Source organism: Mycobacterium intracellulare ATCC 13950, from assembly GCF_000277125.1.
Taxonomy (GTDB): Bacteria; Actinomycetota; Actinomycetes; order Mycobacteriales; family Mycobacteriaceae; genus Mycobacterium; species Mycobacterium intracellulare.
Window position 1 is genome coordinate 1,174,615 of the sequence record NC_016946.1, and the last position, 15,231, is coordinate 1,189,845.

Below are 15,231 nucleotides of genomic sequence, written 5' to 3' on the forward strand. Positions count from 1 at the left end.
AATATTAGGTTTTTGATTTGGGGCGCGCGCCTGAGTTCGTCACCCGGGAGGTCAGATGTCCTACGAAAGCAGCGCTGAGCCGATCAAGGTCGGCTACCTGATGGATTTCACGCTGCCGCCGGGCTTTCCGGAGGATCTGTTCGCGTCGTTCACCCAGACCTTCGACCTCATCTTCGAGGAGGCCGTCGCCCAGGGCCTGATGGACCGTCCGGTGCAGATGATCTATCGCGAGGTGGAGGGCCTGCCCAAGGGTTCGGTCAAGGCGGTGATCGATGCCTACGGCGAACTGGTCGACGAGGGCTGCCTGGTGGTCTTCGGCCCCAACATCACCGACAACTGTGTGCCGTTGCGCGAAGCGATCGAGGAGCGGTTCAAGGTGCCCGCGATCAGCGTGACCGGCACCGACGACTGGCTAGGCGAGTGGACCTTCGCGTTCCCCCAGGGATCGATGACCGACGAACCCATCTTCCTGGCCGACCTGATCGCCAAGCGGGGACTCGCCGAGGTCGGTGTCCTGGTCGAGCAGAGCCTCATCGGGGAGAGCTACCTGAAGAACCTGCGAAGTGCCTGTCGGCGCAAGGGCATTCGGATCGTGGCGGAGGCGGCGATCGCCCAGACGGCTCAGGACATCAACGCTGCGGTGCAGACGCTCCACGAGGCGAAGGCCGAGGCGATCGTGCACCTGGGATTCGGGTTCGGGATCGTCTTCATCAACCCGGCGCTCGAGGCTCTCGGCTGGGACCCACCCCGCTTCACCACCACCGCGTGGCAGAACGCCTGGGTGAACCCGATCATGTGGAACGCGTTCATGGGCTGGATCGGCGTCGACCAATACGACGAGGCCAACCGTATCGGCCAGGACTTCCTCGACAGCTACGCCAAGAAGTACAACGGCAGCCGCCCCGAGTTCTGCGTGACCGTGGTGAATCGCGACGTCGCCGCGACACTCGTGCGCGCATTCACGGACGCGCACCCGCTCAGCCCGCGCGGCGTCAAGGAGGCGCTGGAGCGGGTGAAGATGATGCCCGCCGCCTCGGGGGCGCCCGGAACCCGGGTCTCCTTCGGCAAGTGGACGCGCCGGGCATGGATGGGCGCCGGGTATCTCGTGGCCCGGACGTTGGATGCCGACGGCGTCAACTCGCACCTGGTTGATCGCTTCGGCGAGGAAGGGTGACGACGATGTCCACCGAACAGTCCACACCCCCTGCCGCGCCGCAGGAAACGGTTTCCCCGCCGCGAACCAACAGGCGCGGCTGGGGCGGTTGGATCTCCGGCGCCGCGCTGGCCGCCTTCGTGTTGTTCTTCATCGCGAACTGCCGGGTGGCCCTCGACCCGCGCGTGGCCAATCCGAACGTGCAGGGGCGGCCGCGCCCGGTGAAGTTCATGTTCGGGCTGGACTACATCGACTTCCTGGACTGGGCCACCGTGGTGGCGCTGATCGTGCTGTTGATCGTCTTCATCAGGGGCTGGCGCCGCAACCCCGGCAGCCCGGCGATGCTGATGTTCTTGTGCACCACGCTGATCGTGTGGCAGGACCCGATCATGAACTGGTCGCCGTTCGCGGTCTACAACCCCGATCTGGTGCACTGGCCGGAATCCTGGCCGCTGGTTTCGCTGTCGCCGACGGTCGAGCCGTTCGTGGTCTTCGGTTACGTGATGTTCTACTTCGGCCCCTACTTCCCGGCCGTCTGGCTGCTGCGCAAGCTGCAGGCGAAATACGGGCCCGCGAGCTATGCGTCGCGGCACCCCCTGGTGTGCCTGGGTCTGATCACCCTGGTGATCGGTTTCGTTTTCGACGCCTTCCTGGAGAACACGCTCGTCCACTGGGGCATGTACATCTACTCGCAGGTCATTCCGTGGGGATCGGTGTTCACCGGCACGACATTCCAGTTCCCGTTGATCTGGGAGTCGTTCTCGGTGTGCTTCGTGATGGTGCCGGCCGCGATCCTGTGTTATCGCGACGACACGGGTAAGTCGGTCGCGGAAAAGCTTGCCGCAAAAGCGAAGTTGTTCCCGGGGCGACCGGTGCTGGGCACGTTCCTGGTGATGTTCGTCATCATCAACGTGTCCTACTTCGCGTACGGCGGCTGGTTCTGGGTCATCAAGGTCACCCATGCCGCCACCTCGGTGGCTTGCCCGTGGCCGTACCCCGAGGCCAAAGTCTATGACCCGCAAGGCTTCTACGAGAAGGCGGGCGCGCAGGGTCCGTACTCGGTCGGCATCTGGTCGACGTGGGCGAGCGGGGAGCCCAACGGTCGACCCCACGTCGAGCCCCCGCCACCGGGCGAAGGCCCGTGTGCGACTCCCCCGTCGGGCAACCATGGCTGAGCCGCGCACGGTCGTCATCACCGGCGCGTCGCGCGGGTTGGGGTTCGCCTCGGCGGTGCGGCTGTATCGGGAGGGGTGGCGGGTCGTCGCGGCCATGCGCACACCCGACCGGGGAATGCCACTGCTGCGTCGGGCGATTCAGGACCGGGGGCTGTCGCCCGACGACGAACGGTTGATCGGTGTGCAGCTCGACCTGACCGACACCGCGTCGATCGCCGCGGCGGCCAAGGCCATCGAAGAGGCCGTGGGTGCACCGTATGCGCTGGTGCACAACGCGGGCATCTCCGCCGCCGGAATGGTGGAGGAGACCGACATGGCGTTGTGGCAGCGCATGTTCGCCACAAGCGTCCTGGGGCCCGTCGCGCTCACCCAGGCCCTGCTGCCGTCGATGCGGGCGGCCGGTGCGGGTCGAATTGTGTTGGTGTCCAGCGCCGCTGGAGTGCGCGGCCAGCCCGCCACCGCGCCGTACTCGGCGGCCAAGGGGGCGCTGGAGCGGTGGGGGGAATCGATGGCGTGCGAGATCGCGCCGTTCGGTCTCGGGGTCACCGTCCTGGTGGCGGGCACGTATGACACCGATATCATCACCGACGCCGGCACCATCGATGACCGCAACTTCGGCGGCCCGTACGCCCGGCTGCACACCACCATGAACAGCCGCGGGCGCTTCGCGATGAAATTGGCGCGGCCACCCGAGCGGTTCACCGACGGCCTGCTCAAGGCGCTCGAGGACCGCGCGCCGTTTCGCCGCCGCGGCATCGGCCCGGACGCGTCGATCCTGCTGGCGGCCAACAGGATCCTGCCCGCCTCAGGCATGCACCACATGTCGCGGACCGTGCTGGGCATACCGAGACAGGGGTCGATGCGGGGCGGGGCGTGGCCGTTGACGACAAGTCAAAAGGCGATGGTCTTCGTCGCCCGCGTTCTTCCGCAGCCCGTGCTGCAGCGCCTTGCGGCGCTGGCGGGGCGGCGTCAACAGGGGAGTGAGGGGAACTGATGGAGCAACTTTTCGACGACCTGGAAGACTTCGGCGCGTTCGATGACGCGGTGTCGGGCGACGTGCGCGACCCGTACACCGAATTGGCCCGGCTGCGCCACGAGGAACCCATTCAGCGCCTCGACGCGTCGGGCATGCCGCATGAGGAATCCAAGCCCGTCTTCATCGTCTACCGCCACGAGGAAGCCCAGCAGATGCTGCGCGACAACGAGACGTTCTCCTCGGCGGCCGTCATCGCCGCGTTCGGCCCCGTGCTGGGGGAGCGGGTCATGCTCGGCATGGACGAGCCGGTGCACGGCCGGCTGCGATCGCTGGTGTCAAAGGCCTTCTCGCAGAAGGCCTTGGCGCGGTGGGAAGACGAATTGGTCGGGCGCGTGGGCAACAGCCTGATCGACAAGTTCGCGGCCAACGGCAAGGCCGATTTGGTCAAGGAATTCACCTTCGACTATCCCAGTCAGATCATCGCCGGCCTGCTGGGCCTGCCGCAGGAGGACTACCCGCAGTTTCAGCGCTGGTCCATCTCGCTGCTGAGCTGGATGCTGAATCCGGAACGCGGGCTTGCCGCCTCGGCCGCGCTGTGCGACTACTTCGCGCCGATCCTCGCGTCCCGCCGCGCCGAGCCCAAGGACGATCTGATCAGCGGGCTGGCCCAGGCGGAGATCGACGGCGAGAAACTCGAGGACGAGGAGATCTACTCGTTCCTGCGCCTGCTGCTCCCCGCCGGCGTCGAGACGACCTACCGGTCGCTCGGCAGCCTGCTGTTGGCGCTGCTGTCCGACCCGGTGCAGCTCGATGCCATCCGCGCCGACCGGTCGCTGCTGCCTCAGGCCATCGAAGAAGGCGTGCGGTGGGAACCGCCCCTGCTGACCATCACCCGGGTGGCCACCCGCGACACCGAACTCGGCGGGGTGCCGATACCGGCCGGCTCGACGGTGATGCCGATGCTGGGCGCGGCCAATCGGCAGGAAGACCGCTACCCCGAACCGGACACGTTCGACATCTTCCGCTCACCGAAGAGCCACCTGGGCTGGGGGCACGGCGTGCACGTCTGCCTCGGCATGCACTTGGCCCGGCTGGAGATGCGCACCGCCATCAACCTTTTGCTCGACCGACTGCCGAACCTTCGGCTGGACCCCGACGCGGACGACCCCCATATCCGTGGACAGGTCTTCCGGTCGCCGACGTCGGTGCCGGTGCTGTTCGACCCGCAATAAGCGGCCCCGCGACCGGTTGCACCTTGCCAATCGGCTAGTTTCCGGTAAGGCTCTCCGTAGCCCCTCAACGACCCAGAAGAGAGTGACAGATATGACTGAGGCTGTAAAGGTCCGCTTCGAGCCGAAGATGATGATCGACGGCAAGCTCGTCGACGGGCAGGCCGGCACCTTCACCAACATCAACCCGGCGACCGAGGAGTCGCTCGGCGAGGTCGCGGACGCTTCCAAGGAGGACATGCACCGGGCGATCGACGCCGCCCGCCGCGCCTTCGATGAGACCGACTGGTCGACCAACCGCGAACTGCGCAAGCGCTGCCTGTTGCAGCTGCACGAGGCGATCGAATCAGAGAAGGAAGAACTGCGCGAGGAGCTCATCCTCGAGGTCGGCTCGCCCCGGGCCATCACGTTCGGCCCCCAGCTGGACGCCCCGCTGGAAGACGGGCTGAAGTATCCCGCCCGGTTGATCGACGAGTATGCGTGGGAGACCGACCTGGGCGACAAGGTCATCAGCCTCACCGGCACGCTGACCACCCGCAAGGTCTGGCGGGAGCCGGTGGGTGTGGTCGGTGCGATCGTGCCGTGGAACTTCCCGTTCGAAGTCACCCTCAACAAGCTCGGCCAGGCGCTGGGAACCGGCAACACGGTGGTGCTCAAGCCGGCGCCGAACACGCCGTTCAACGCCACCCGGCTCGGCCGGTTGATCGCCGAGAAGACCGACATCCCGGCCGGTGTGGTCAACGTCGTCACCGCGTCCGACCACTTCGTGGGCGAGGAGCTCACGCTGTCACCGAAGGTCGACCTGATCTCGTTCACCGGTTCGACGGTCGTCGGCAAGCGGATCATGGAAAAGGGTGCCGCCACCATGAAGCGCCTGTTCCTGGAGCTCGGCGGCAAGTCGGCCACCATCGTGCTCGAGGACGCCGACTTCGGGACGGCCTGCATGGTCGGCATCGCGCCGTGCATGCACGCCGGTCAGGGTTGCGCCAACCCGACGCGGCTGCTGTTGCCGCGGTCCCGCTACGACGAGGGCGTGGAGATCCTCAAGAACATCTACGAGAACGTCACGTGCGGAGACCCGCAGGACCCCGGAACCCTTTGCGGGCCCGTGATCTCGCAGCGGCAGCTCGACCGGGTGACGGGCTACATCAAGAAGGGCGTGGAAGAAGGTGCCACCGCGCTGGTCGGCGGTCCCGACGCCCCCACCGGTTTCGACAAGGGATATTTCGTCCGCCCAACGCTTTTCACCAACGTCGACAACTCCATGACGATCGCGCAGGAGGAGATCTTCGGCCCGGTGCTCTCGGTCATCCCGTTCGACGACGAGGAGGACGCGATCCGCATCGCCAACGACAGCGTGTACGGGTTGGCCGGCAACGTGTTTGCGGGCTCCCTCGAGCATGCGCTGTCGGTGACCCGCCGCATCAAGGCCGGCTTCATGGGCGTCAACGGCGGCGCCCCGTACGGCGCCGACACCCCGTTCGGCGGCTACAAGGAGAGCGGCGTGGGGCGCCAGAACGGTGTCGCCGGGTTCGACCAGTACACCGAGATCAAGTCGGTCGCCTACCCCGCCGGCTGAGGGCGGCGCGACTCGGTCGCGCCACCCAAAGCGGCTGTGACAGCGCTCTTTACGTGGCTGCCGAATGCGCCGGCACCTGTGCTGGCGCATTCGGCCACGCAATCGGTCACCTCGGCTCGATACGGGTGAGAAGCACCCCGGCCCTCGCCCTCCCAACCCCTTGGTTGACAATCGAGGCAAGACTCACTCGTTTTTCGAAGTCCACGTGTCAAAGGAGACAAGACCATGGCTGAAGCCGTCATCGTCGAGGCAGTGCGTTCACCGATCGGGAAGCGCAACGGCGGATTGTCCGGGGTGCACCCGGCGGATCTGTCCGCGCAGGTGCTCAACGGCCTGGTGGACAAGGCCGGCGTCGACCCGGGCATCGTCGACGACGTCATCTGGGGCTGCGTCATGCAGGCCGGGGAGCAGGCTCTCGACATCGGCCGCACCGCGCTGCTGACCGCCGGGTGGCCCGAGACCGTCCCCGGCGTGACCGTCGACCGTCAGTGCGGGTCGAGCCAGCAGTCGATCCACTTCGCGGCCGCCGGGGTGATCGCCGGGCACTACGACGTCGTCGTCGCCGGCGGCGTCGAGTCCATGTCGCGCACCCCGATGGGGGCGTCGCTGGCCAACGGCGGGCGGCCGTACTCGCAGGCCTTCCTGGACCGCTACCAGGGCCAGATCCCCAACCAGGGCATCGGGGCGGAAATGATCGCCGAGAAGTGGGGCTTCGACCGCACGGCGCTCGACGAGTTCTCGTTGGCCTCGCACGAAAAGGCCGCGGCCGCACAGGATTCCGGTGCCTTCGACGATCAGATTGTCGGCATCAAGGATCAGGACGGCAATGTGGTCCTCAAGGACGAGGGCATCCGCCGCGGCACGCCGATGGAGAAGATGGCCTCGCTGAAGCCGGCGTTCAAGGAGGACGGCGTGATCCACGCCGGCAACTCGTCGCAGATCTCCGACGGTTCGGCGGCGCTGCTTTTCATGTCGGCCGAGAAGGCCAAGGAGCTGGGCCTCAAGCCGATCGCCAAGGTGCACACCGCTTCGCTAGCCGGGGCCGACCCGGTGATCATGCTGACCGCCCCCATCCCGGCGACGCAGAAGGTGCTGAAGAAATCGGGGCTGTCCATCGACGACATCGGCGCCTACGAGGTCAACGAGGCGTTCGCGCCGGTCCCGCTGGCGTGGCTCAAGGACATCGGCGCCGACGAGAAGAAGCTCAACCCCAACGGCGGCGCCATCGCGCTGGGCCACCCGCTCGGCGGATCCGGCGCCCGGATCATGACCACCCTGCTGTATCACATGCGGGACAAGGGAATTCGCTACGGTCTGCAGACCATGTGCGAGGGTGGCGGCCAGGCCAACGCCACCATCGTGGAACTGTTGTGACCCAGGAGCCGGGCGCCCTGGCCGAACGCCGGGGCAACGTGATGGTGATAACCATCAACCGGCCGGAGGCCCGCAACGCGGTCAACGCCGCGGTCAGCATCGGTGTCGGGGATGCGCTCGAAGCGGCGCAACACGACCCCGAGGTGCGGGCGGTGGTGCTCACCGGCGCGGGCGACAAGTCGTTCTGCGCCGGTGCCGACCTCAAGGCGATCGCGCGGCGCGAAAACCTGTATCACCCCGACCATCCCGAATGGGGCTTCGCCGGCTACGTGCACCACTTCATCGACAAGCCGACCATCGCGGCGGTGAACGGGACCGCGTTGGGCGGCGGCACCGAGCTGGCGTTGGCCAGTGACCTGGTGGTGGCCGACGAGCGGGCCCAGTTCGGGCTCCCCGAGGTCAAGCGTGGGCTGATCGCCGCCGCCGGTGGCGTTTTCCGCATCGCGCAGCAGCTGCCGCGCAAGGTGGCGATGCAACTGCTGCTGACCGGCGAGCCGCTCACCGCGGCCGCCGCTTGCGAGTGGGGGCTGATCAACGAGGTCGCCCCGCAGGGCTCGGTGCTGGACGCAGCGCTGGCGCTGGCGGCGCGGGTCACCGTCAACGCGCCGCTGTCGGTGCAGGCCAGCAAGCGGGTCGCCTACGGCGTCGACGACGGGGTCGTCGTCGGCGACGAGCCGGGTTGGGACCGCACCGTGCGCGAGATGCGGGTTTTGCTCAAATCCGAGGACGCCAAGGAGGGGCCGCTGGCGTTCGCCGAGAAGCGGGAGCCGGTCTGGAAGGCGCGGTAACGCGCTGCTAGGCGGGCTAGTGCGCCAGGACGTTCACCCCGCGGCGGAACACCCCCGGTAGCAGCGTGCACGCCGGCACGACGGCGCGGCGCACCGCGGGCGGCGTGCTGGCCAGCACCAGCCCGCGGGTGAGCAGCCGGTAGTCGCGGGTGATCCGGTGCCAGGCCCTCTCGTAGGACGCGGGCGCCTCGGCGGCGATGGCATCGACGGCCGCGGCGGCCTGCTTGAGGGCCAGACTGATGCCCTCGCCGGTCAGGGCGTCCTCGTAACCGGCGGCGTCGCCGACCAGCAGGACGCGGCCCGCGACGCGCCGCGAGACCACCTGGCGCAGCGGGCCGCAGCCGCGCGGCTGCCCGCGGCTCGCGCCCTCCAGCTGCCGGGCCAGCCGCGGAAACCAGGCCAGGTCGGGCCGCCCGCGGGACAGAATCGCCACCCCGACCAGGTCGGGCTCGACCGGCGTCACGTACGCCTCGCCCCAGCGCGACCAGTGCACCTCGACGAAATCGGTCCACGCCGGCACCCGGTAGTGCCAACGCACGCCGTAGCGTCGCGGCGTTCCCGCCGTCGTCGCGATGCCGACGTCCCGCCGGACCTGTGAATGCAGGCCGTCGGCCGCCACCAACCATTTCGCGCGCACCCCCGCGGCCGAGACGCCGTGCGCGTCCTGCCGGACACCGGTCACCCGCGCTCGGATCCAGTCGGTGTCTTGCTCTTTGGCGCGCGCGGCCAGCGCCGCGTGCAGCGTGGTGCGACGCACGCCGCGCCCCGGCCCGCCGCGAAACCGCGCCTGGGCCCGCCGCCGTTCGCTCACGTAGGCGATGCCATGGAACGGCATGCCGGCCGGGTCGACGCCCAGCGCGGTGAGCTCGGCCAGGCCGCCGGGCATCAGCCCCTCACCGCACGCCTTGTCGATGGGGCTCTCGCGCGGCTCGGCCACGATCACCGAAAGTCCAAGGCGTCGAGCGTGTAACGCCGTGGCCAGGCCGCCGGGGCCGCCGCCGACGATCAGCAGGTCCGCGTCGTAATCGCTCATGTGTAACCCAGAGCCGAGTTCTCCACCCGCAGCCGCACCCCGAGCAACGCGGCGTTGGCCAGCGTGAAGATGGCCGCGGTCAGCCACGCCGTGTGCACCAGCGGCAATGCCAACCCCTCAGCCACCACTGCAACATAGTTCGGATGGTGCAGCCAGCGGTAGGGACCCCGTCGCACCAGCGGGGCCTGCGGCAGCACGATCACCCGGGTGTTCCACCGCCGCCCCAGCGTCGCGATGCACCACCAGCGCAGCGCCTGGCTGGCCGCCACCACCGCCAGCATCGGCCAGCCCAGCCACGGAATGAACGGCCGGTGCAGCGCCCACGGTTCGACGAGGCAACCGACCAGCAGCCCGGTGTGGATGACCACCATCACCGGATAGTGCGATCGGCCAAATTCTTTGGCGCCCTGGGTAAACGACCATCGCGCGTTGCGGGTGGACACCACCAGCTCGGCGACGCGCTCGACCCCGACGGCCAGCACCAGCAGGTAATACATGGCTACAGTCTTTACCAGCGCTACCAGGCCAGCAGCACCAGTTCGGAGCAGAACGCCGGCCCCATCGCGATCATCAGGCCGATCGAGCCCGGCGCCGGCGGATCGGCCATGTTGGCCGCGAGCACGTCGAGCACCGAGACCGACGACAGATTGCCGTTCTCGCGCAACGACTTTCGGGTGCGGTCCAGGGCGTCCGCGGGCAGGTCCAACACGTGCTCGACGGCCTCGATCACCCGCGGGCCGCCCGGGTGGCACACCCAGGTCGTCACGTCGCGGGGGCGCAAACCGTAGTCGGCGAGGAAATCGCGGACGTCGTCGCCCAGGTATTTCTCGGCGATGGTGGCGATGTCGGCGGACAGCACGATGCGGAATCCGTCGCCGCCGATCTTCCAGCCCATGACGTCTTCGGTGTCGGGATAGATCCGGCTGCGGGTGGCCAGCACCCGGGGGCCGGTGTGTTCGGCGCCGGTGCGTTGGGCGCCCTCGCTGATCACCACGGCCGCGCCGTCGCCGAAGAGGCTGGTGGCGACCAGGTTGGCGACGGACGTGTCGTCGCGCTGGATGGTCAGCGAGCACAGTTCGACCGCGAGCAGCGCGGCCGTGTGGTCGGGGAAGGCGCGTAGATAGTCGTGCATGCGCGCCACCCCGGCCGCGCCGGCGACGCAGCCCAGCCCGAACAGCGGGACGCGTTTGACGTCGGGCCGCAGCCCGACCCGCGTCGCCAAGCGCGCCTCCAGCGTCGGCACGGCGAGCCCGGTGACCGTCGTGGAAAACACGATGTCGAGCTCCGACGGCTTGACCTTGGCCTCGTCCAGGGCCGCCACCAGCGCCTGCTCGCCGAGCTCGAGCGCGACGTCGAGGTAGGCGTCGTTGGCCTCGGTGAAGCCGCTCAGCTCGCGGTAGCGGGGCAGCCGCAAGGCGGTGTTGCGGAACTCGACCCCGCTGCTGCCGCCGAACCGGCGGAAATCGGGGCCGGCGATGTCGGTCAGCGCGCGGATGGCCTCGTGTTGGGTGTAGCGATTGGGCGGGAACTTCACCGCCACGCCGGCGATGGACGGATATTTCACCGCGGTGTCCGCGGCGCCCCCAGTGAACTTCTTCATGCCCCCGGTCACGGTGCCGGTGCCGCACCGGTTCAAATTCGTCTTTGCGTCGCGCGGGCCACGGGCCAGATCGTCGGGCTAGGGTCGGGGTATGCGGGTTCTGGTCACCGGTGCCACCGGCTATGTGGGATCACGGCTGGTCACGGCGCTGCTGGAAAACCGGCACCAGGTGGTGGCCGCCACGCGAAACCCGTTGCGGCTCAAGCGCTTCGGCTGGTTCGACGACATCACGCCGGTGACCCTCGACGCCGCCGACCCGGAGTCGCTGCGGGCGGCCTTCGCCGGCTGCGACCCCATTGACGTGGTGTATTACCTGGTGCACGCCATCGGTCAGCCCGGTTTCCGCGACGCGGACAAGTCCGCGGCCGCCAACCTCGCGACCGCGGCCCGCGACGCGGGGGTGCGCCGCATCGTCTACCTGGGCGGCTTCGTGCCCGCCGACGAGGCGTTATCCGAGCACCTGACCAGCCGGGCCGAGGTGGCCGAGGCGCTCACCGTCCCCGACGGCCCGGAGCTGGTGTGGCTGGGCGCGGCGATGATCATCGGCGCCGGCTCGACGTCGTTCGAGATGATGCGCTACGTGGGGGACCGCTTCCCGGTCATCCCGATCCCGAGCTGGATGGACAACCCGATCGACCCGATCTCGATCCGCGACGTCCTGCACTATCTCGTCGCCGCGGCCGATCGTGACCGGGTGCCCGCGGGGGCCTACGACATCTCGGGGCCCGACACCACCTCCTACCGGCGGCTGCTGAAGACCTACGCCCGTATCTCGGGGCGCTGGCACACCGGCTTGCCGGTCGGCAGGGTCGACACGGGGCTGGCCTCGCTGATCACCGGCGTCGCCCTGCCGGTGCCCCCGGGCCTGGCCGGGGACCTGGTCGAGTCGCTGGACCACCCGATGGTGGCGTCGGTCAGCGGCCTGCGCGACCGGGTGCCCGATCCGCCCGGCGGCCTGCTCGGGATCGACGACGCCATCGCGCTGGCGCTGCGCGGCCTCTCCAATCAGCGGCCGCGCCCGGTCAACGCCCTGGCCGATCCGCACGACCTCGCCAACACCGACGCCGCCTGGGCCGGTGGCGACGCGCGGCGCCTCCGCCAACTCGCCCAGCGCGTCACACCGTCCATCGCGCGGCCGACCCTGGGGCTGGTGAACAGGGTCCCCGGTCCGGTTGCCGGAGCGCTTCGCACCGGCCTCGACATTTTGATCGCCCTGACCCCGAAGGTGCGTCCCGCATGAGCCAGTCAACGGCCCCCTACCACAGCAGCGTCTTCGCCGAGTTGCGCCGCGCGGTCACCAATGTTGCTGTGCCCCATCATGAATCGCCGTCCGTCGTGCGGCGGCGCCGCGTCATCGTCGCGATCACGCTGGTGGTCGGCGCGGCGGTGCTGGGGTACTCGTTGCGGCGCCATCCGGGGGAGGCCAGCTTCTACTGGCTGACGCTGGCGCTCGCGGCGGTGTGGACCGCGGGCGCGTTGGTCTCCGGCCCGCTGCACCTGGGCGGCATCTGCTGGCGGGGCCGCAACCAGCGGCCGGTCATCACCGGGACGACCGTCGGCCTGCTCGTCGGTGGCGCGTTCGTGGTCGGTGGGCTGATCGCCCGAGAGATCCCGGCCGTCTCCGAGCTGATCACCCGGGTGCTGCTCTTCGCCCATCAGGGGTCCTTCCTGCTGGTCGTGCTGATCACCGTGATCAACGGCGTCGCCGAGGAGCTGTTCTTCCGCGGCGCGCTTTACACCGCGCTGGGCCGCTATCACCCGGTGCTGATCTCCACGCTGCTCTACACCGCCGCCACCATGGCCAGCGGCAACCCCATGCTGGGATTCGCCGCGATCATCCTCGGGACGGTGTGCGCGCTGGAGCGCCGGGCCAGCGGCGGCGTGCTGGCGCCGGTGCTGACCCACGTCGGCTGGGGGCTGATCATGGTGCTGGTCCTGCCGCCGATGTTCGGGGTCTGAGTCACCCCGGCGTGACGACCTCGCGCGCCAGGCCCCGCAGCGCCGCGACGCGCAACGGCCACACCGTGCGCCGGTACATCCGGCCGAGGACGCCGCGCGGCACGAAGATCAGCCGTTGCGTGTACCGGCTGGCGCCGCCGTCGTGCGGCCGCGTCGTGATCTCCAGCCAGGCCCGGCCCACTCGACTCGGCCTGGAGTGCAGCCGCAGGCCGACGCCGGGATCGCTTTCCTCGACCGTCCAGCCGCTAAGCGGTAGGCGTCGCTGCCACCGGCGGGCGGTTGCCGCGGCGCGGGCCGCCGACCACACGTCACCGGGTGCGGCGCCGGCGATCGCGGTCCGCACGTCGGTGTAGACGATCTCGCCGGCCCAGTCGGGGTCGCTGGGCAACGGCTCGGCCGGCTCGGACCGCAGCGAGGACCAGCTGGTCTCGGGGACGCCGCGGGCGGCCCGCCGCAGCGCCAACTCGACCGCGCGGCGGTATCCGGTGAGCCCACCCGGCGGCGGGGCGATGATGTCGTCGATGTCGGAATCACGGGTCACCGCATCGCATTCCAGCGACTCGACCAGCGGCCGGGCCAGGCCGGACGGGATCGGGGTCACCAGACCCACCCACAGGCTGGCGATCGCCGGGGTGAGAAACGGCAGCACGAACAGGTAGCGGTTGCCCAGCCCGGCGACCTCGGCGTAGACGCGCATCATGTCGCCGTACTCCAACACGTCGGGGCCACCGATGTCCCAGGTCCGCGACTTCGGGACCGGGGTGGTCGCCGCGGCGGCCAGGTAGTGCAGCACGTCGCGCACCGCGATCGGCTGGATCCGGTTGTGCACCCACTTCGGTGTGGTCATCACCGGCAACCGGTCGGTGAGGTGCCGGATCATCTCGAACGACGCCGACCCCGACCCGATGACCACCCCGGCCTGCAGCACCACGGTCTCGACGCCGGAGTCGATGAGGGCCTCGCCGACGGCCTTGCGCGACGCGAGATGCGGTGAGAGATCAGCGTTTTCGGGATGCAAGCCACTGAGGTAGACGATCCGGCGCACCCCGGTGCGCCGGGCGGCCGTCACGACATTGCGGGCGGCGCGGGTCTCCTCGGCGGCGAAGTCCTTCGACGTTCCCATCGAGTGGACCAGGTAGTACACGACGTCGATCCCGTCGCAGGCGGCGATCAGCGAATCGACGTCACCGAGGTCGCCGCGCGCGACCTCCGCCCTTTGCCGCCACGGCACCTCGCTCAGCTTGTCCGGGTTGCGCGCCAAGGCCCGAACGTGATGTCCCGCGTCCAGCAGCCGGGGCACCAGGCGCCCGCCGATGTAGCCGGTCGCTCCGGTCACCAGGCACCGCACCTGTTCGGGCATCGATTCTCCGCTCGTCAGCCGTCGTTCTCCTGACGAGAGGGATTACCGCATCGGCGCGGGCTCAAGCGTCGCGCCGGGTGGGCGCGACGGCCGTCAGCGGTCGGTGAAGTTGGGCGTGCGGCGCTGTTGGAAGGCCGTGGCGCCCTCGACGAAGTCGGGGGACTTCAGCAGCACCGACTGCCCGTCGAACTCCCGCTGCAGGGCCGGATCCAGTTCGGTGAGCGTGGCCGCGTTGATCGCCAGCTTGGTCTTGGCGAAGGCGACAGCCGGGCCGCCCAACAACCGTGCGATCACCTTGTCCACCTCGGCCTCGAAGTCGTCGGCCGGATAGACCGCGGTGACCAGCCCCCAGGACAACGCGTCGGCGGCGGTCAACCGTTCGGGCAGCAAGGCCATCTGCATGGCCCGGATCCGCCCGATCGCGGCCGCGATCAACGCCGACGCGCCGCCGTCGGGCATCAATCCGATCTTGGTGAAGGCGAGCATGAAAAACGCGCTCTCCGAAGCCAATACGACGTCACAGGCCAGGGCGATGGAAACGCCCACCCCGGCGGCGGGGCCCTGGACGACCGCGACCACCGGGTGGGGCAGCGCGGCGATCGCGCGCACCAGCCGGTTGATCTCGAGGATGATCTCGTCCGGCGGGACGCCGCCCCCGTCGGACACGTCGTCGGCGCTGATGCCCGCACCGGAGCTGAAGCCGCGTCCGGCGCCGCCGAGCCGCACCACCTTGACCTCGGGGTCGGTCGCCGCGTACTCCATCGCGTCGGCGATCCCGGTGATCACCGGAATGGTCAGGGAATTCAGGCTGTCGGGCCGGTTGATGGTCACCGAGAACACGCCGCCGGACAGCGTGACGTCGAGGCCGGCGACGGGGGCGAGGGTGGCGATCGCGGATGAAGGCATGGGCTCACCATAAGTGACCGGGCTGCGCGGGCCACGGGCACGGCTGCGAAGATGTCGAACGACCGGTTGTTTGAGCACGAACGGTCGGAGTCGTCAGAG

At 69.2% G+C, this 15,231-nt stretch carries 14 protein-coding genes; 9 read left to right on the plus strand and 5 right to left on the minus strand.

Annotated features, from left to right (window positions below):
• The first annotated feature begins 55 nt into the window (after positions 1 to 55).
• From OCU_RS30775 to OCU_RS30805, 7 genes are all read left to right on the plus strand, one after another.
• Positions 56 to 1,174 (plus strand): ABC transporter substrate-binding protein, encoded by a 1,119-nt coding sequence (locus OCU_RS30775; RefSeq protein ID WP_009957561.1) that lies wholly within the window; start codon positions 56 to 58, stop codon positions 1,172 to 1,174.
• Positions 1,175 to 1,179: 5 nt separating this feature from the next.
• Positions 1,180 to 2,328, plus strand: coding sequence for a spirocyclase AveC family protein (locus tag OCU_RS30780; protein WP_026071436.1), 1,149 nt, complete (start codon positions 1,180 to 1,182; stop codon positions 2,326 to 2,328).
• Complete coding sequence (locus tag OCU_RS30785) at positions 2,321 to 3,322, plus strand: SDR family oxidoreductase (RefSeq protein WP_014379400.1); 1,002 nt, start codon at positions 2,321 to 2,323, stop codon at positions 3,320 to 3,322. The genes OCU_RS30780 and OCU_RS30785 overlap by 8 nt, the downstream gene beginning before the upstream one ends.
• The gene (locus tag OCU_RS30790; protein WP_014379401.1) at positions 3,322 to 4,536 is read left to right on the plus strand and encodes a cytochrome P450; all 1,215 of its coding nucleotides are present in this window, start codon (positions 3,322 to 3,324) and stop codon (positions 4,534 to 4,536) included. The genes OCU_RS30785 and OCU_RS30790 overlap by 1 nt, the downstream gene beginning before the upstream one ends.
• A gap of 91 nt (positions 4,537 to 4,627) precedes the next feature.
• Positions 4,628 to 6,112: an aldehyde dehydrogenase family protein gene (locus OCU_RS30795; RefSeq protein WP_014379402.1), complete on the plus strand. Its 1,485-nt coding sequence runs from the start codon at positions 4,628 to 4,630 to the stop codon at positions 6,110 to 6,112.
• 225 nt (positions 6,113 to 6,337) lie between these two features.
• Positions 6,338 to 7,486, plus strand: coding sequence for a thiolase family protein (locus OCU_RS30800; RefSeq protein WP_008254449.1), 1,149 nt, complete (start codon positions 6,338 to 6,340; stop codon positions 7,484 to 7,486).
• Positions 7,483 to 8,274, plus strand: coding sequence for a crotonase/enoyl-CoA hydratase family protein (locus OCU_RS30805; RefSeq protein ID WP_009957567.1), 792 nt, complete (start codon positions 7,483 to 7,485; stop codon positions 8,272 to 8,274). Before OCU_RS30800 ends, OCU_RS30805 begins: the two co-directional genes overlap by 4 nt.
• A 16-nt stretch (positions 8,275 to 8,290) precedes the next feature.
• Here the strand turns inward: OCU_RS30805 and OCU_RS30810 are convergent, their stop codons facing one another.
• The 3 genes from OCU_RS30810 to OCU_RS30820 are packed head-to-tail and all read right to left on the minus strand — an operon-like array spanning position 8,291 to position 10,907.
• A complete protein-coding gene (locus OCU_RS30810; protein ID WP_014379404.1) occupies positions 8,291 to 9,307 on the minus strand; it encodes an NAD(P)/FAD-dependent oxidoreductase in 1,017 nt (338 codons plus the stop codon).
• Positions 9,304 to 9,804 carry an isoprenylcysteine carboxyl methyltransferase family protein gene (locus tag OCU_RS30815; RefSeq protein ID WP_014379405.1) on the minus strand — a complete coding sequence of 167 codons (501 nt, stop codon included), beginning with the start codon at positions 9,802 to 9,804 and terminating at the stop codon, positions 9,304 to 9,306. Before OCU_RS30815 ends, OCU_RS30810 begins: the two co-directional genes overlap by 4 nt.
• A gap of 20 nt (positions 9,805 to 9,824) precedes the next feature.
• Entirely contained in the window at positions 9,825 to 10,907 is a 1,083-nt protein-coding gene (locus OCU_RS30820; RefSeq protein WP_043955624.1) for a type III polyketide synthase, read from the minus strand.
• Positions 10,908 to 10,998: 91 nt separating this feature from the next.
• Between OCU_RS30820 and OCU_RS30825 the strand changes: the two genes are divergently transcribed.
• Together OCU_RS30825 and OCU_RS30830 are read left to right on the plus strand one after the other, a co-directional pair.
• On the plus strand, positions 10,999 to 12,147 hold the full coding sequence (locus tag OCU_RS30825) for an NAD(P)H-binding protein (RefSeq protein WP_014379408.1): 1,149 nt from the start codon (positions 10,999 to 11,001) through the stop codon (positions 12,145 to 12,147).
• Positions 12,144 to 12,866, plus strand: a complete 723-nt coding sequence (locus tag OCU_RS30830; RefSeq protein WP_014379409.1) for a CPBP family intramembrane glutamic endopeptidase — start codon at positions 12,144 to 12,146, stop codon at positions 12,864 to 12,866. Before OCU_RS30825 ends, OCU_RS30830 begins: the two co-directional genes overlap by 4 nt.
• A gap of 1 nt (position 12,867) precedes the next feature.
• On the opposite strand, the gene OCU_RS30835 is transcribed toward OCU_RS30830, so the two are convergent.
• Both OCU_RS30835 and OCU_RS30840 read right to left on the minus strand, forming a co-directional pair.
• On the minus strand, positions 12,868 to 14,226 hold the full coding sequence (locus OCU_RS30835) for an NAD(P)H-binding protein (protein WP_014379410.1): 1,359 nt from the start codon (positions 14,224 to 14,226) through the stop codon (positions 12,868 to 12,870).
• Between the two features lie 93 nt (positions 14,227 to 14,319).
• Positions 14,320 to 15,132, minus strand: a complete 813-nt coding sequence (locus tag OCU_RS30840) for an enoyl-CoA hydratase (protein WP_014379411.1) — start codon at positions 15,130 to 15,132, stop codon at positions 14,320 to 14,322.
• Positions 15,133 to 15,231 lie beyond the last annotated feature (99 nt).